Consider the following 17,000-nt stretch of genomic DNA (forward strand, 5'->3'; position numbering starts at 1 on the left):
GATAACCTGGCAACGTCGTCATATTCCGGACCCATGTCCGTTGTAATGTTATGCTGATTGATCCTTTAGATGGGTGTCGGCAAAATTCGGAGGATTAAACCAGTCTCCACTGATCGCCCATGTCGGGTCAAGCGGAACCCAGCTCTCGGAATCACTCAAATACACCTCATTCCACGCATGCGGACCGTACCCTCCCTGGCCGTTATAACCCAGTCCCGTAACAACTTTGACTTCAAGCCCTTGTGAACGGGCCATCACAGCATAGAGACGGGCATAATCAATACATACGCCTTTGCGTGTATCAAATGTATTCTGCGGATTCTGTTCATGCCATATGCCCTTTTGTTCATAGTCATCCACTTTACCATAGTCATACTGAATACGTGAACCTACCCAGTCGTATAACGCTCTTGCTTTGGCTTCATCCGTCGATTGGCCTTTGACAACCTCACGCGCGGCAGATTCAATGTCCGTCGGAATATTATGGTCAATGACTTCATATTTGCGTTGCAGGATGCCGCCCAGTTCCTTCTGTACAGCCTGGGTAAATACGGGAAGCTTGTCCTTGATAAACGTGCCCGACAACGGTTCAATTACCGATTTGGCCCCTTGCATATAGATTGGAGATGCCTCCACATATCGGCTGAACATGCTCCCAGGGTAAAGACTGACGATCATGAACAACACCGCAATGACAATCATTCCGCGGACGGAGCCTATGATTGTGCCAATGATTGCCCCCGTCAACCGACTAAACATACCCTTAGGCGCACTTTCCTCAGCTGACCCCTGCCTGCTGCTAAAAATAAATGAAGAGAGAAATCCGAGAATCAGTCGGATGAGTCCATAACTCAGTACAAATAATACAGCGAACCGCATCAGCGGAAAATCTGCAATCGCCGTAACCAACGTATAATACATCTGTTCCCACCGGTTCAACTCACGGTTAGGCATGGCTGAAGCATACTCAGACAACCACTGCTGTACATATGGTGCAAGCCACAACGTTAAACCGATTGACAACAGAATACCAATGACCGCCATAATACCATCCATCAGGAACCCAAAGAGTCTGCCTGCTGAACGCGAAGCCCCTCTGGACCAACCCTGCAATAATGAAGCAGCCACAATCAGCAACAGCATAATCGTGATGCCATTCAATTCCTTCAGGCTGTCCAGCCAATTCTGCAGCACGTACCGATTCCCCCTTTACTACGATGCTGGTGCTGTTTTGTTCTCCTGTGCCTGTTCGACAAACGTACGGATGGTTTCATTGTCGAGTTTCCATTCGCCAAGTGAAATGCCGCGGAAGGTCACATCGACTTTATCCGATTGCGCTCTGCCTTTAATCTCCACATTGGGACTTGTGATAGTGAAAGCTCCATCCTGTCCTTTGACGTATGTCGCTTTGGAAGCTTCCTTAAGCATCATGCTGGTTGCTTCTTTCTTCAATGTGTCCATCGTACGGGATTGCACGTCTGTCACTGTTTGTTTGATCTGATCAATGGAGATGCCGCTGTATATCAGTAGAGCCGCAATAATGATGATGGCAATCAACCATTTCAATACGGTTTTGACCACATTCAGAACAAAGAACAATATGATCAATGCAACCACGATCACCAACCAGTTCTGCATCAGAAACTCTTTGATTACTTCTATGTTCATGATTACACCTTCCGTATTAGAATTCATTTGTAACACTCCCGAATATTATACATGATTTCCGAAGCTGCTGTCAGCTAAGCCCTCTCCCTTAAAAATAAACGGTCTAAGTTCGTCCTGCCAGGCGTACAAGTAGTACCATAAGGATCTGCTGGCGAACGGGAACACGTTCAAGACCTGTAGTTTGCACATGCATCGCTTAACAAGGAGGGGCTTATGTGAAAACGGCCATCTGGCTATACCTGTTTTTGTTCCTTGCTGTATTTGATCTGCACGCCCAGTATCCCATTCTGACCCCTTTTGCCATCTCGCTGGGAGCTGCCCCTACTTTCATTGGCTGGATGATGGGTATCTATTCCTTAACGCATCTTCCTGGCAATCTCATTGCCGGAACACAAATCGATAAACATGGCAGTCGCCGCTACATTGTATTCAGTCTGCTCGGGGCAGGAATCATCCTGCTCTTGCAAGCCTATGTTCAGACACCTTGGCAACTGCTGGCGCTGCGTTCCATCAGCGGTTTTGTACTGGCCTTCCTGTCTCCTGCATGTCTTGCCCTGCTTGCACAGTTATCCAGTGATCCAGTGAAACAGGGAAAGTATATGTCAGGACACGGGGTAGTACATACACTCGCTTCTGTGGTATCTCCCGCAGCCGGTGCGATCATTGTGGGTTCCATGGGATTCTCCGCTACATTCTCAGGCTTGGGTTACTTGCTCATTCTTACAGGTGTGATTGCTTTCATGACCATGCCTCGTGGCATCGTCAAGCAGCATGAGAGAGTAACTGAACCTGCCAAACCTGACGTTTCACCAGCAGATGCCAAAAGTGCATTCCTGCCGGTGTCTTGGCGATACTTTGCCCTGCCTCTGGTTATTGCTTGTGCTCAAGGGATTCTCTTCTTCGAGCTGCCCCTGCGAGGAGGAGGGCATTCGTCCATCATGTCAACCGGGTTGTTATTTTCCATTATCAGTATTGGAGCTCTCTTCACACTGAGCATGTTATTTCTTAACCGGTATTCCCCCAAGCTGCGTCTGGTTGCGGGTGTGCTGCTGATGTCCTTGTGTTTTTTTGCAATGGCCGCCATTCCGCAAATCCCGTTGTCTACCGTATTATTTGTACTCGGGATGTCCAAAGGCGTTATCTTTCCAGCTATGGCAACCCTATTTATTCGTCTAAGTGGAGGAAGCAGGTTGGGCCGCATTTTCTCGTTGCAATCCATCGCCACTTCCATTGGCTCTTTCATTGGCCCCATTACAGCCGGGCAACTTCGTGTCGGGTTATCACCCTATTTCATCGCCTTTGTTTTGTTAATGATAGGTATGCTGCTGCTTCCATACTATACATCCAGACGCGAAGCTTCCCTCGCCGATCCGAAAAGTATATTCAACTAAATTACGATCAGTCTCTGTCTCCTTACGTTATGACAGCAATTAGGCCTGTATTTTCATTAGCTTTGCATCATTCCCCCATTTACAGCTAAACTATATAAAATGGACTAACGTTTTACACGTTGATAAAAGCTAACTGGGAAATCTATCCTTCACATCGCCGAAGGTTTTATCTTATTGATTATTGAAGATCATTAAGGTTGAACAATTAGCCAAAAGTAGTGAAGGGGACGGAATCGATTCTGAAGAAGCGATAGCGTTCGCCTTTGTCTCCAAATATTAACTTTATAAAAGTAATTCAGAAATATATGGAGACAACAGCGATCGGAAGAACGATCCGTAACCGGAACGGCCACTGCAAGCTATTACTTCCCTAATGATGCACTTATGAAATAAGACCTCAAACTTGATGGGTTGTTCTATCCAGTTAGCAGTCGTGTAAAGAAAAGGAGTCCATTTTATATAATCAGTCGATTTTCGCTGTAACATTTCCCGGGGAATGTCGACACAAGCTCTCGAACAAGAGGTGAATATCATGCCTATTCATGTCATTGTGGAAGGTAAGAATGATCGAAGCAAACTGAAACGTCTGGTTGGACCCGAAATCAACATTTTATGCACGTTTGGAACACTTAATTCCCTCAAGTTGGAGACCCTGCGCAAGCAAGTCGGTTACGATGAAGTCTTTTTATTTATGGATAATGACAGTTCCGGCAAAAAAATTAGAGGTGTACTTCGGGATGCTTTCCCGGATGCAGTACAGATGTATACACGACGAGGATATGCGGGTGTGGAAGGAACACCTGATGAGTATATCATTGCCCAGCTGGAGAAAGCCGGGTTAGAGACATACATCCAATACCCTGAACATCCTTCCTTTTAAAAGAAATGTCAAAAGGCTGCCTTAGGTTGATATCCAACCTGAAGGCAGCCTTTACAGTTATCGATGATTATTCCTTGATCAGATTGCGAATATCCTCGGCAATGACAGCAGGCACAACGTCCTCTGTATTAAACGCATTATATACCTTGCGCAGCTGGTTATTCTGATCCACCAAGCCAATCATGTTCATATGGGCAAAATCGTCCTTATTCTCGCCTTCAATCAGGATCTGGAATGAATCCCTGGCGAACTGTTTGGTTTTGTCCATATCCCCTCGCAAGAAGTACCATCCGGAATAATCCGCATGGAAGCGGTCCGCAAACGTCTTAATCTTCTCTCTCGTATCGACTTTCGGGTCGAATGAAATGGATACAAACGAGACATCTTTACCGAAGGTGTCGTCCTCTTTCAACAGATCCTGCACTTGGGATAACGTAAACGTCGTAATAGGGCAGACATCTGGACAACTGGTGAAATAAAAGTAGAACAAACGGACTTTCCCTTGGGTATCCTCCAGTGATACCGTACTGCCATCAACATTTTCCATGGAAAAGGATTGGATCTCGCGAATCTCGGGTAATTTTTCCTTACTGGCAAATACGGTGCCCCACATCAGATACACAGCCATAATGAGTGCGAGCCCAAGCAGTATCCATGTCCATTTGTACTTTTTCAGCATCTTCCTCGTCCCTTCTGTATCTTCTCTTATGAATACGCATACATATGCGAACTTAAAATCACGTTTGTTTCGCTTCATCCATCTACTGTGACATATGTATTCAAATAAACCTACTTTTTATGAGATTCTATATTATTGTAACGGTTTGACGTAACAATGCCCATAAATATTTATGAAACATGCTGACCGTGTATGCTCCGACAAAAATTCTCTCTCTATCCGATATAAAGTTTATCATAGGAAATGCCAAAATAGTTTGACAAACTGCGTACATTTATTGGGTATGGACCAGGTTATTGTCATAACTTTGAAATTAGGGATGTTTTGCATCCGGACAGACGGATATTATACACTATATATGGGTATCACCTAGATAGAGAAGTAATATGCCTTAGAACGATACACCACACAAAGGAGACGTTTATGGATACCTCTACACATTTTGTCATGGGGATTGGTCTAGCTGGTCTGGCTTATGTCGATCCTGTTGTCGCGACGAGCCCCATGCTTGCAGCTGCGGTAATGGTTGGCACAATCGCTGGCTCCCAGGCCCCTGACATCGATACTGCGTTACGTCTCAAGAGCAATTCGCTTTACATTCGGAATCATCGGGGCTTGTCACACTCTCTGCCATTTCTCCTGTTATGGGTTCTGCTCATCACCGGCGTCATTGCCCTGATATTCCCTGGTGTCCCCATTGGGCACGTTGCCACCTGGACCGCTGTAGCCGTAGGCGTTCACGTATTTACCGATCTGTTCAATACCTATGGAACCCAAGCCGCCCGGCCTTTTACGGAACGCTGGATCGCCTGGAATATCATTCATATTTTTGATCCGTTTCTATTCACTACGCATGTCGTAGCTATCCTGTTATGGGCCTTTGATCTGATCGCCCCTGCACCACTCTTCGTTACGCTGTATAGTTTGACCGGTTTGTATTATATATGGCGAACGATTGCTCGTGCACAGGCGGTCAGAAAAGTCAGACGTCTCGACAACAGCCCAGAACAGGCAAAATACATCGTCATTCCAACGATATCCTGGAATCGCTGGCATGTGGTTAAACGAGTTGAGGACGGCAGTTATGTGATTGGTAAAATGGACGGTTCTAATCTGGTATGGAGTCTGCACGCCTCGTCTTCTACTCATGCCGCCGTTGCTGCTTCACGCAAATCACCGGAAGTCAGTGCTTTCCTCTATTTTACCTCCTATGCGGTGGCAGAAGTGGAAGAACTACCTGCTGGTTACAAGGTCCGCTGGGCAGATGTACGTTATCGACACCGGAAACAATATCCATTTGTCGCGGTAATTGTGATGGATCGGAATTTTGAAACGATTGATACGTATGTAGGCTGGTTAAGCGATGAGAAGATGGATAAAAAACTTTTATCCGCACGCCCTTGACGAAGTGAGCATGGCAAGGCACAATCAGACATAGGAACTGATACGCGAGAAAGCCCGGAGCGTTTCCGCCCCGGGCTTTCTGTTTATCCTGTTTTATTGCTGTTGGTTAAGATGAATTATTTGCCAGACCCAGCCAGAGACTGCTCAGCGATTTGTACCAGACGTTTGGTGATATATCCACCCAAAGATCCTGTTTCACGGGAAGTGTAGTTACCATAGTAACCGTCTTGTGGGATAGTTACACCCAGTTCCTGTGCAGCCTCGATTTTCAATTGTTGCAATGCTGAATTTGCTTGAGGTACCACCAAGTTGTTAGAACGAGATCCTTGAGCCATATTTATAATCTCCCTTCAATCTGTGTCTGTAATGTTAATTGCAAGCTTGCAAGATTATTATGGCTCGTAGGCTTCAGGTTATACGGAGTTTTACTAAATTTGTAGATGGAGGTTTTTCCCAATGAGCAAAGGTTTATCCTTATGGTTCGCATTTTCATCCATTATCTTGTTAACGGTTACAGCAATTACAATCTCTTACTCCGGTTGGCTTGCTACGCTCCTGTTCGTCCTGTCCATTGCCAACATTGGCTGGGGCTTTGTAATTCGTGCCAAAAAAGAACGTCAGGAAGTTCGCTCGGCTACTTCAGAGCCCACTTCTTGAGCAGGTCATTTTCTAACGCAAGTTTGAACGTATAAATAAAGAGGAGCCCTTAATAGGGCTCCTCTTTATTTATGTTAACTATTCATTTCTTTAACTATAATTTTGTTCAGCAGCACTACAGTTTACGTCTAGGAACAAACCCCATACGTTCTTTCACGGCACTCAACGTTTGAGAAGCAACCTCTTCTGCACGACGAGCTGACGTCTCCAGAACATCGGCCAATTCGCCAGACTCGCGAATCTCATTATAACGTTGTTGCAGCGGTTCAATAACAGACACAACCACTTCAGCCAGTTCTTTTTTGAACGGACCGTACATCTTGCCTTCATAACGCTCAGCTACTTCTTTAAGCGTCATACCCGCACATTCAGCGTAGATACTCATCAGATTGCTAACTTCCGGTTTGTTTGCCGGATCATATACGACTTCACGTCCCGAATCTGTAGTGGCACGGCTGATTTTTTTGCGAATGACATCCGGCGGATCCAACAGGGCAATATAGCTGCCAGCGTTAGGGTTACTTTTACTCATCTTCGAAGAGGCATCGTCAAGAGACATTACCCGTGCACCTACCTGTGGGATATATGGATCTGGAATCGTGAAGTACTCCCCATAACGATGGTTAAAACGTCCTGCCAGATCACGTGTCAGCTCCAGATGCTGCTTCTGATCCTCACCTACGGGTACAAGATCAGCATTGTATAACAAAATATCAGCCGCCATTAATGATGGATACACGAACAGTCCGGCACCCACGGAATCTTTACCGGATGATTTATCCTTAAACTGAGTCATGCGTTCAAGCTCACCCATGGAGGTCAGCGTTGTCATCAACCAGCCCAATTCGGCATGCTGCGGTACATGGGATTGTAGAAATACGTTAGATTTCGAAGGATCGATACCTGCTGCAATAAACAGCGCAGCTACCGCTTCTGACTGTTCACGCAATGCTGCTGGCTCCTGAGCCACGGTGATGGCATGAAGATCAACCACCATGAAATGACATTGATAGTCATGCTGGAGTTTCACAAAATTTTTGATTGCACCAATATAGTTGCCCAATGTGAGCTTACCACTTGGTTGAATACCTGAAAGTACTGTTTTCATTGCACATAACGCCTCCCTGATTGTATATAAAAAGATCCTGTCATTCTCTGCGAACGCAAAAAGGCCCCACATCCGCAAGGGACGTGAGACCGTGGTGCCACCCTTATTCGCTTTTCTCCCATTGCCCCTGACCCTCAATCAAGTCAAGCTGAAGAAATGCCTTCATTGTTCCGTAACGTGGATTATACGGCAGACTCTAGTGAGGCACGCCCGTCTCTGGCTTAACCTGTTCAAATCCACACTCAAGGGTCCATTCGGTAAAGAGTTCACACCGGTTCGCATCAACCACCGGCTTTCTGAGGAGAATTCTCTTGGCCTACTTATCCCTGTCATCGATTTCATATCATTCAATTTGAATAATTCTTTCAGAGTTCCATCTTAATGCGCACAGGCGCGAATGTCAAAATGAGTTGAACTTTTTTACCCGAGACACTGAAATCTGTTATGATGGAATTGCTTATTCACATGCCTGCTTCACAAGAAGCAGCGCAGGAAATAGCTGGCATGTACACAATGACACGCCTGCAGCAGTACAATCATTACAACTGCTTGCAGACAGATTTCAAGTGGGAAAAGGAGCATCGATATGAAACAAGTGACCAAAGGCCAATGGAATGGTTACGACACGTATATCCTACATAGCCGTGAATTGGAAATCACCCTGCTGCCGCGTCTTGGAAATAATATTATTTCTATTCGCGATTTAGTGCAGGACAGGGATATCGTCCGCCGTCCGGATGAAGACGATCTTGCCTTTTATCTGCAGAAGCCGTACCATTTTGGCGTTCCTCTCCTGATTCCACCAGGACGCATTCATCGGGGACAATTCGAATATGAAGGTGTCCGTTACCAGTTCGATCAGAACACGGCGAATGACAACCATATTCACGGTCTCCACCGTACCCAATCCTGGTGTGTCAGTGATATCGAGGAAGATGAAGACGGATGTGCAATTACGACCGAATTATTGACTGAAAATGAAGAACACTGGATGGCTCAATTCCCGATTCCTCTGAAACTTGAGATGACGTTCAGTCTGCAAAACGCTGTATTTAGCCAGCGTCTGCGAGTCACCAATCTGAGCTCAACGCCTGCTCCTTTTGGGATGGGCTATCATACATGGTTTTTGTTAGACGGCAAACCTGCCGACTGGACACTGCAACTGCCTGTTTCCGGAATATACGGACAGAATGAAGAACAACTACCAACAGGTGAACTGGAATCCCTGGGTGAATGGTCTGCTCTTAACGAAGGCATCAACTTGCAGGGACGTAACTGGGATACCCTGTTGAAAGCTACCGAAGGTGAACCGGCTACGGCTTACTTACGGAGGCAAGATGGATATACGCTGAAATATTCAGCAGATGAAGCATTTTTCAAACACTGGGTTCTCTTTACCAAAGGTGAATCCGATCAGTTCTTGTGCATTGAACCGTACACGTGGCTCCCGGATGCACCTAATTTGGCTTTATCGGATGAACAAACCGGGTTGATTCGCTTGGAACCGGAACAGCCTGTTGAGTTATTTACACGTATTGAGGTTATACCTCCTACAGACTAAACGAGCTGATCATCTCCTATTTTGCTTTTACGCATATCACCAACTATTTTGATACCATATACAACTTGCCGACCCGCATTGGGTCGGCTTTTTTATGTGATCTGTGCGCTGATAATTAACCATATATTTCCTTACGCCATATCATGTATATTTCCTTATTCTCTAACCATACTAACATCACCAACCCATAAGGAGGTGACACATATGTACGGAGGTCAAAACCAAGGTAGCGGCAGCCGCTCCAACAACCTGGTCGTTCCCCAAGCAACTGCAGCATTGCAACAATTGAAAATTGAAGCTGCACAAGAGCTGGGTGTAACTATTCCACAAGATGGTTACTACGGTAACTATACTTCCCGTGAGACAGGTTCTCTGGGTGGATACATCACTAAACGTCTGGTGCAAATCGCTGAGCAGCAATTATCGGGTCGTTCGTAAGCTCGTAATTATTGCTTGAGCTAAGCAGAATCCAAAAGCGGCCTTCTTCGGAAGTGCCGCTTTCTCTTGTGCAACAAATTATGAGGTCGACTCCATATCTGAATCCTTGTATGTATTGGTTCTAGGGTAACGAATCATGAGGCTCGCCATATTGTAATTGGACTCCATTGTTGCATCTACCAGAATCATACCTTGTCTTACTGTGAAGTCGTACGATATTTCGCCATGTGTCCAATTGCGTTTGAATTTCAAAGTTTCTAGTGCCATCGCCCGAAAAGAAGTTCTCTGGATTTCGTTTAGTCCCCCTTCTTCCACATCCATCTGCCCATCCCGTCCAGTTATCGGATTATGTCGAATACCGAACTTCCCAATTACGTTGTTTCGTATTTGCACAAAAACTACCCCTGAATCTAACCCTGACAACTCATGATCAAGCTCTTTAAATACCAAATCTAACTGACGTGCTAATGAAAGCTGTTCAATTTTCATAATAACACTCCTCCTACATGCTTATAGTCCTATTCATCAAGGACTTACGACTCATTATATGACATCATTTGCGCATGTTCAACAAACAACGGAAAACTTGGGTATTTTTAACTATAATTTGCATAATTAATTGCCATTCTCCTTCCTTAAAGTGAGTTATTTCGCTCATTTGCGACAAAATATTTAATTATCAAAAGTTTGGACTGCGAACCAAAAGAGGCTGTAATCCCGTGTCTGTTAACACGGAATTGCAGCCTTTCATATATATTCATAATATTAAGTTCAACCTATTATTTGGTTGCTGTCATCTGCAAAAACTGCTCAATATCGGCAATAACCAAGTCCGCAGCATTTTGCCAGAATTCCGGTTGTGTCAGGTCCGTACCCAGATGTTTCTGAGCAAGTTCTTCGACCGTCATACGCCCTGTATCCCGTAACAAATCATCGTATTTATCTGCAAATGCTGTTCCTTCTTGCTGTGCTCTCGCATAGATTCCTGCACTGAACATGTACCCAAACGTGTATGGGAAGTTGTAGAATGGCACACCTGTCAGATAGAAATGCAGCTTGGATGCCCAGAAATGCGGATGATCTGAAGCAAGTGCACCACAGAACGCTTCCTGCTGAGCATCCACCATTAATTTGGATAGTTCATCCGCGTTTACCAGACCTTTTTTGCGTTGTTCATAGAAACGATTCTCAAACAGGAACCGGGCATGGATATTCATGAAGAAAGCCACACTTCGCTGTATCTTGTCTTCCAGCAAAGCCAGCTTCTCTTGCTCATCTGTTGCCGCCTGCACAAGGGCATCTGCTACAATCAATTCAGCAAACGTGGAAGCTGTCTCAGCCACATTCATGGCGTAACGTTGATTCAACGCAGGCAACTCTTCCATAATGTGTTGATGATATCCATGACCAAGTTCATGCGCAAGAGTCGACACATTAGATGGTGTCCCGGAGAAGGTCATGAAAATTCGGGTTGCTTTGCTAAGTGGCAAAGACGTACAGAATCCACCTGGACGCTTGCCTGGGCGGTCTTCTGCTTCGATCCAGCGTTTCTCAAAAGCCATCTCTGCAAACGAGGAGAGTTTAGGACTGAACTTGGCAAACTGTTCAACAATATTGATGGCTGCCTCATCGTAAGTGATTTTGCCACTCGACTTACCTACAGGTGCGTCTACATCGCTCCAACTGAGCTTGTCTACCCCCAGCAGTTCTGCCTTGCGCTCCAGATATTGAACAAGTGCAGGTTTGGCACCATTAATTACATCCCACATCGTATCCAGTGTCTGACGTGACATCCGGTTGATGGCCAGAGGTTCCTTGAGGATATCATCCCAGCCACGTTTCTCATATAACTTCAGACGGAATCCCGCGAGGTGGTTCAGCGTGTCTGCACAGAAATCTTCGACATCCGTCCAAGCCTGTTCCCAATTTGCGAATACCGTCTCGCGTACATTCCGATCACTATCGCTCAGCTTGTTGGCAGCTTGTCCTGCCGACAGCATGACCGTTTCCCCATTTTGCTCAAATGGAATGTTCACCTTGCTGACAATCGTGTTATAGAATTTGCCCCAACCATGGTAACCATCCACACCCAGATCCAGTGCAAGGCCTTCAAGTTCTGGCGACAGCTTCTCACGAGCCAACGTGCGACTCTCATTCAGTACAAAAGCAAGCGGCTGAATATCCTCCCGAGCAATCCAAGCGTCCCACACCGAATCTGACGTCTGACTGAGTGTATTATCGAACTTCGATTTGCTGCCGTTCAGCATCGCAGCAATAGAACTGATGGCCCCCTGAAGCTGGGTTGCCTTCTTGTCCTTCTGGTTTTGCGATGAGAGGCAGGATACAAACGCAGACCCTTCCGATATGCGGACATAACAGCTTTGCAGCAGTTCCAAAATGGGATCAAACGCTGTCGTCTCTTCTAATGAAGTCGGTGCAGGTGTTTCGTTCAACAGAAGTTGCAGTTTACGTACATCCTCTTCCAGTTCAATCAGATACGCAGCGAATGTCTCGGAGGAAGAACCTCCACTAAAAATGGACTCCAGATCCCATACGGGGTGTAATGGCGTTTTCATTTAATAAGGCACCTCTCTCTATAAATTGGATGGTTAGGAATGAATTAAAAACTGGTTTTATGCGTGCCATATCTCTATACTAGAGAAATAGCTACAGAGGTTGTTCAAAAAGTCCACTTTTGATTACGAATCATGCCTAACGGCATCATCAGCATCGAATATGAAATTCAGCCGAAATAAGCGGATGCTTACGAAGGTTGTTTCCTTTGGAAACAATGTAGTTGCTCACGTAGTTTGCCTACGCTCCGCTACTCCATTTCTAGCTTCATTCCATCTTCTCGGTACTGAAAACCAGACTTTTTGAACATGTATTCATAGTAACTTTCAGGAGGTAAACGTATGAAACCTTTACAAGTATCGGCTGATACAGCCGTCAAATTAGCAGAGTCCTTGGGCGTACCTTTGGAACACCTGATGCACATGCCCCAACATATCCTGATGCAGAAAATTGCGGAACTCGCCAAACAAGAAACCTCCAAACCTTCCGCACCAGAAGGCGAACAAGAATGATTCCCTTTGAGAACAGCTGGCCTTACGATATTGTGATGGGAGACATCTATGTACAGCAATGTCCCTACTGTCATGCAAACAACGTACTGCTCCCCCTCAAACCGAAAGAGCTTGTGCGCATCCGCGAAGGGAAAAAGAAATTACTCGTCTTTCCTTGCTGTAATACCAGCATGACCGTGATCGACAATGACAGCGACTATTTGTTATCCAGCCGTCCTGTCCGTAACTAATGTAAGATCAACCTAGAGGGGGCTGCGCTTCGCAGCCTCTTTGTCTACTTCAAGCATCTCTTCAGGCAACTCCATCTTACCGGAGATCATCTGTTCACGCAGCACGGCCCACTGTTCCCTTGAAGCACGAATCATGGCCGCATCGGTGATCCGCTTGTCATGAATGACCTTGCTGAACCATTGCACTGCTTCATTAAACCGTCCTACCCTGCGGTTCAATTCCCCGAGCAAATACAACAGTTTGGCTTCATTGCCACCCGTTCCCTCCCGTTCGAACACCTTCACATAAGCTTCAAGGCTAAATTCGAGAAAACGATGTTCCTGTGCATGGTCCTCCATATAACGATACAACCAAGCTATATGATGTAACAGACCAGCGACGACACGGTCTTTCTCCTGAATAACCTGTGCGCACAGCAAAGCAAGCTTGTACGTAGCCAGCGCCTGGTCCAGTGTCCGAGCTCCGCTATAGTCACGTTTTACCCAGCGATTACCGATCTGTTCCTTAAAAGCCTTGCGTTGAGCATCATTTAAATGCTCCGTTGCGTTCTCCGTGGAGGCAAACCCGCACTGTGGACAGATGCGAACCACATAAAAATCCGGATTCTCCAGCTTGTAGTAAGCACAAAAATCTGAATCTGTCCGGTATGGCCTTTTTAAACTCGGTCTTACCCGTGAAGTGTCATACTCGGTTTCGCAATAATGACAAGTCACTTTCACCTTATATAGCGGCTCTAATTCCAATCTCTTCCATCCCTCTCCCGTACACTTATAATCATATTCGGAACTACGGTGTATTCACAAAATGATGTGCTGGCCCGGATAAACGCTGCAGGATAAACGAGTGCAAGGGCTCCTCCACACCGATCTGAGTTAAGGCTTGATCCATACATGCAAGCCAAGCCTCAGCCCGTTCAACCGTCACTTCAAAATGCATATGACGGGCACGCATCATCGGATGTCCAAACGCCTCGGAAAACAGCCCTGGTCCTCCAAAAAACTGAGACAAAAACATATACTGCTTGTCGATGACCGGCTGAATATCTTCCGGGAAAAGCGGAGCCAGTAGCCCGTTCTGCTGAACGATTGGATAGAAGGCCTCGACCAGTGCGCGAACACCTTTCTCACCGCCAAGATTGTCATAAATACTCAAACTGGGATTCATTCGTCTGATTCCCCTTTCTGATGTCGAATTTTGCCATATATTACACGTTCCGTGAACATTGTGAAAACAGTAACAATATCCAGGCCACAAAAGCCTTTATCTCCATTCTATCAAAAAAAACCAAAAAGTCCTATATAACATGTAATCATCAGGACGCATAACCTGCCATCTGTATATAGGACCTTATTCGAAACCTAACACAAAAAAAGCGCCAACCACATAGGTTGGCGCACTAGATATTCCATTAATAACTCCGCCAGTCCTCTTCCTCAGAGCGTACCAGCGAGGCACGTATCACATATACAAAAGCACAGACCAGGATTCCGGTGACAAGACTCATGATCATCACTCCATCCGATTTGAATTCCACCTTGGAGACAATTAGGTGACGTTCAGGCGTTTTTCTCATTTTAGCACACATCACTCAAAAACACAGCCACTTTTGCAAGCGCTTTCTACGTATAATTTTGTACTGTTTGTCCACTTTTTTTCATATATTGATGGCAATAGCATCACAGACTTCCGCACACCGACCATTCCAAAAGTAAAGGAGAAGAATTCATGGCTGCTTCACAACGACTCACCCATGTCCTGGTCACACTCGCTCTCCTGATCCTTTGTGTGTTAATGGTCTTGTATCCAGCGGAAACCTGGCATGCAGGTGTACGCGGATTGTCCATCTGGTGGGACGTATTGTTTCCCTCCCTTTTTCCTTTTTTGGTGCTGTCCGAGCTGCTGCTCGGTTTTGGCATTGTTCATTTTCTAGGTACCTTGCTGAATCCACTAATGCGTCCATTGTTTCGTGTTCCCGGAAGCGGTGGTTTTGTATTTGCCGTGAGCTGTGCATCCGGTTATCCTACAGGAGCGAAACTGACCGCCCAGTTATGGGAACAAAAGCTGGTTACCCGGGAAGAAGGAGAACGGCTCGTTGCCTTCACCACATCATCCGATCCGATCTTCATGATTGGAGCTGTATCGGTTGGGTTCTTCCATAATGTCGCCATTGCTCCGTTATTGGTTGCAAGTCATTACGCTGCAGCTTTTCTGGTGGGTATGCTCATGCGTTTTCACGGGGGTACAGCGAAAGGCTCACAGCCAGACATCTCTTCTGCATCTCCATCGGAGGAAATACCTAGAAACAGACTGGTCCGGGCCATCTATGCAATGCATGAGGCAAGAAAAGCTGACGGACGGGCATTCGGTGAACTGCTGCGCCAGGCAGTCTCCTCATCCCTTCGCCTTATTATTATCGTAGGAGGGCTGGTTGTATTCTTCTCGGTCATGATGGAGTTGCTTGTACAGACCGGTTGGCTTGGCGGATTATACGGGATAACCGAGCAATTGCTTCGACATAGCGGACTTCCTCCATCCTTATCTCCTAGCTTGGTCGGGGGGTTATTTGAAGTCACACTGGGGGCCAAAGAGGCCGGAGGTGTCAGCACTTCCATTCCACTTGTATATAAAGTGGCGGCAGCAGCCTTTGTTCTCTCCTGGGGCGGATTATCCGTCCATGCACAGATTATGAGTATTCTTAGCAGCACACCCATGAGATACGGTCCCTTTTTATTTGCCAGAGCGATTCATGCGCTAATCGCACCTGTGTTGGTCCTGCTATTATGGACCCCCATGATGGGGCGTTCCGCTTCACCCGTTCTCATGGAGCCAGGTTTCATCCCATCCTTTTCGACGTATACACCGGACTGGGGACTGATCTTCTTGACAGGAATCATTATTTTTGTGAGCCTCATTGTGTTGATGTTATTTCTTGCGATATTAAGTTCCATTCTCAAGCCTGGACGACATGTCAAAAAATAAGTCAATCATTCATCTATATTTAACTGAATATGCATCCAAACGTTGTGTTCTTCCGCGGAATTGATTATCATCGGTAGTATAATGACCACAAAGGAGCTTTCATCTTGAGATACTATGTTCAAGACCGCGGAGACCAGTTATCGATTGATCTCAGTCAGCAGTTTCATGCGCTGGCGAAGGAAGAAGGGTTCAAGCTGGATGCAGAATCGCCGGAGATTGTCATCTCCATCGGGGGCGATGGTACGATGCTGCAGGCATTTCACAATTTCATCGACCGTATTCCGGATATTGCTTTTGTTGGGGTTCATACAGGCCATCTCGGCTTTTATGCCGATTGGAAGAAAGAAGAATTACGGGAATTAGTCAGGCTGATGAGTGGCAAGGGAGATCCGGAGCGTCTCAAACCACGCATTGTTCAATATCCGCTATTGGAGCTTGAGATTCGGAAAAAGTCGGGGAATTCCTCTTACATCGCCCTTAATGAATTTACGTTAAAAGGTGTGGACGGTACCGTCGTAGCCCAGGTCGATATTAACGATGTGACATTCGAGATGTTCCGTGGAGATGGAATCTGTGTATCCACGCCTTCAGGCAGCACGGCATACAACAAGGCCCTTGGCGGTGCCATGGTTCATCCGACCATCGAGGCCATTCAGATTGCGGAGATTGCTTCAATTAATAACCGGGTCTATCGGACACTTGGTTCACCGGTTATTTTGCCCAAGCATCATCATTGTGATATTTTCTCCCGCAAGGATCAGCGCTTACTGATGACCATTGATCATGTGAATGTGATGGTGGAGGATCTGATATCCGTCCGTTGTCAGGTATCCAGTCACAAGGTCAGTTTCGCGCGTTTCCGTCCATATCCATTCTGGAATCGGGTTCGCACAGCATTTCTTGACTAAAATAAACACA

The 17,000-nt window shown here is 46.0% G+C and carries 20 protein-coding genes and 1 other annotated feature; of the genes, 10 read left to right on the forward strand and 10 right to left on the reverse strand.

The features are described 5' to 3' along the window. Positions 1–48: 48 nt before the first annotated feature. Positions 49–1,143: a transglutaminase domain-containing protein gene (locus NKT06_RS26000; RefSeq protein ID WP_301290460.1), complete on the reverse strand. Its 1,095-nt coding sequence runs from the start codon at positions 1,141–1,143 to the stop codon at positions 49–51. 69 nt (positions 1,144–1,212) lie between these two features. Further along, complete coding sequence (locus NKT06_RS26005; RefSeq protein WP_253440713.1) at positions 1,213–1,695, reverse strand: ATPase; 483 nt, start codon at positions 1,693–1,695, stop codon at positions 1,213–1,215. A 188-nt stretch (positions 1,696–1,883) separates the two neighbouring features. On the opposite strand from NKT06_RS26005, the gene NKT06_RS26010 reads away from it, so the two are divergent. Beyond that, entirely contained in the window at positions 1,884–3,059 is a 1,176-nt protein-coding gene (locus NKT06_RS26010; protein WP_253440714.1) for an MFS transporter, read from the forward strand. 532 nt (positions 3,060–3,591) lie between these two features. Further along, on the forward strand, positions 3,592–3,939 hold the full coding sequence (locus NKT06_RS26015; RefSeq protein WP_062837991.1) for a toprim domain-containing protein: 348 nt from the start codon (positions 3,592–3,594) through the stop codon (positions 3,937–3,939). Positions 3,940–4,006: 67 nt separating this feature from the next. Here the strand turns inward: NKT06_RS26015 and NKT06_RS26020 are convergent, their stop codons facing one another. After that, positions 4,007–4,618, reverse strand: coding sequence for an SCO family protein (locus tag NKT06_RS26020; RefSeq protein ID WP_192135858.1), 612 nt, complete (start codon positions 4,616–4,618; stop codon positions 4,007–4,009). A 423-nt stretch (positions 4,619–5,041) separates the two neighbouring features. Here NKT06_RS26020 and NKT06_RS26025 point away from each other — a divergent pair, with 423 nt between their 5' ends. Next, the gene (locus tag NKT06_RS26025) at positions 5,042–6,022 is read left to right on the forward strand and encodes a metal-dependent hydrolase (RefSeq protein WP_253440715.1); all 981 of its coding nucleotides are present in this window, start codon (positions 5,042–5,044) and stop codon (positions 6,020–6,022) included. Positions 6,023–6,138: 116 nt separating this feature from the next. Here NKT06_RS26025 and NKT06_RS26030 read toward each other — a convergent pair whose 3' ends face one another. After that, on the reverse strand, positions 6,139–6,357 hold the full coding sequence (locus tag NKT06_RS26030) for an alpha/beta-type small acid-soluble spore protein (protein ID WP_017692386.1): 219 nt from the start codon (positions 6,355–6,357) through the stop codon (positions 6,139–6,141). A 121-nt stretch (positions 6,358–6,478) separates the two neighbouring features. Between NKT06_RS26030 and NKT06_RS26035 the strand changes: the two genes are divergently transcribed. Next, positions 6,479–6,679 carry a hypothetical protein gene (locus tag NKT06_RS26035; RefSeq protein ID WP_253440716.1) on the forward strand — a complete coding sequence of 67 codons (201 nt, stop codon included), beginning with the start codon at positions 6,479–6,481 and terminating at the stop codon, positions 6,677–6,679. 115 nt (positions 6,680–6,794) lie between these two features. Here the strand turns inward: NKT06_RS26035 and trpS are convergent, their stop codons facing one another. Continuing rightward, positions 6,795–7,787 carry a tryptophan--tRNA ligase gene (gene trpS / locus NKT06_RS26040; RefSeq protein WP_210109824.1) on the reverse strand — a complete coding sequence of 331 codons (993 nt, stop codon included), beginning with the start codon at positions 7,785–7,787 and terminating at the stop codon, positions 6,795–6,797. A 74-nt stretch (positions 7,788–7,861) separates the two neighbouring features. Continuing rightward, positions 7,862–8,129 (reverse strand) — a binding site (T-box leader). A gap of 244 nt (positions 8,130–8,373) precedes the next feature. Between trpS and NKT06_RS26045 the strand changes: the two genes are divergently transcribed. Both NKT06_RS26045 and NKT06_RS26050 read left to right on the forward strand, forming a co-directional pair. Continuing rightward, the gene (locus NKT06_RS26045; protein WP_253440717.1) at positions 8,374–9,348 is read left to right on the forward strand and encodes an aldose 1-epimerase; all 975 of its coding nucleotides are present in this window, start codon (positions 8,374–8,376) and stop codon (positions 9,346–9,348) included. A 204-nt stretch (positions 9,349–9,552) separates the two neighbouring features. Beyond that, positions 9,553–9,786, forward strand: a complete 234-nt coding sequence (locus tag NKT06_RS26050) for an alpha/beta-type small acid-soluble spore protein (protein ID WP_017692382.1) — start codon at positions 9,553–9,555, stop codon at positions 9,784–9,786. Between the two features lie 78 nt (positions 9,787–9,864). Here the strand turns inward: NKT06_RS26050 and NKT06_RS26055 are convergent, their stop codons facing one another. Next, a complete protein-coding gene (locus NKT06_RS26055) occupies positions 9,865–10,278 on the reverse strand; it encodes an O-methyltransferase (protein ID WP_253442809.1) in 414 nt (137 codons plus the stop codon). Positions 10,279–10,565: 287 nt separating this feature from the next. Beyond that, entirely contained in the window at positions 10,566–12,362 is a 1,797-nt protein-coding gene (locus NKT06_RS26060) for a M3 family oligoendopeptidase (protein ID WP_253440718.1), read from the reverse strand. 339 nt (positions 12,363–12,701) lie between these two features. Between NKT06_RS26060 and NKT06_RS26065 the strand changes: the two genes are divergently transcribed. Together NKT06_RS26065 and NKT06_RS26070 are read left to right on the forward strand one after the other, a co-directional pair. Next, positions 12,702–12,872 carry a YycC family protein gene (locus tag NKT06_RS26065; RefSeq protein WP_074096390.1) on the forward strand — a complete coding sequence of 57 codons (171 nt, stop codon included), beginning with the start codon at positions 12,702–12,704 and terminating at the stop codon, positions 12,870–12,872. Then, on the forward strand, positions 12,869–13,102 hold the full coding sequence (locus NKT06_RS26070; RefSeq protein WP_110002373.1) for a hypothetical protein: 234 nt from the start codon (positions 12,869–12,871) through the stop codon (positions 13,100–13,102). The genes NKT06_RS26065 and NKT06_RS26070 overlap by 4 nt, the downstream gene beginning before the upstream one ends. Before the next feature lie 12 nt (positions 13,103–13,114). Here the strand turns inward: NKT06_RS26070 and NKT06_RS26075 are convergent, their stop codons facing one another. The 3 genes from NKT06_RS26075 to NKT06_RS26085 form a co-directional block, all read right to left on the reverse strand. Further along, positions 13,115–13,846: a DUF2225 domain-containing protein gene (locus NKT06_RS26075; protein ID WP_253440720.1), complete on the reverse strand. Its 732-nt coding sequence runs from the start codon at positions 13,844–13,846 to the stop codon at positions 13,115–13,117. Positions 13,847–13,889: 43 nt separating this feature from the next. After that, positions 13,890–14,267: a globin domain-containing protein gene (locus NKT06_RS26080; protein WP_253440722.1), complete on the reverse strand. Its 378-nt coding sequence runs from the start codon at positions 14,265–14,267 to the stop codon at positions 13,890–13,892. Between the two features lie 244 nt (positions 14,268–14,511). Continuing rightward, positions 14,512–14,676, reverse strand: coding sequence for a hypothetical protein (locus NKT06_RS26085; protein ID WP_253440723.1), 165 nt, complete (start codon positions 14,674–14,676; stop codon positions 14,512–14,514). Between the two features lie 152 nt (positions 14,677–14,828). On the opposite strand from NKT06_RS26085, the gene ylbJ reads away from it, so the two are divergent. Continuing rightward, a complete protein-coding gene (ylbJ, locus tag NKT06_RS26090; RefSeq protein ID WP_253440724.1) occupies positions 14,829–16,082 on the forward strand; it encodes a sporulation integral membrane protein YlbJ in 1,254 nt (417 codons plus the stop codon). A gap of 104 nt (positions 16,083–16,186) precedes the next feature. Beyond that, positions 16,187–16,990, forward strand: coding sequence for an NAD kinase (locus NKT06_RS26095; RefSeq protein ID WP_036673293.1), 804 nt, complete (start codon positions 16,187–16,189; stop codon positions 16,988–16,990). Positions 16,991–17,000: the final 10 nt, after the last annotated feature.

This window comes from Paenibacillus sp. 1781tsa1 (assembly GCF_024159265.1).
GTDB lineage: Bacteria > Bacillota > Bacilli > Paenibacillales > Paenibacillaceae > Paenibacillus.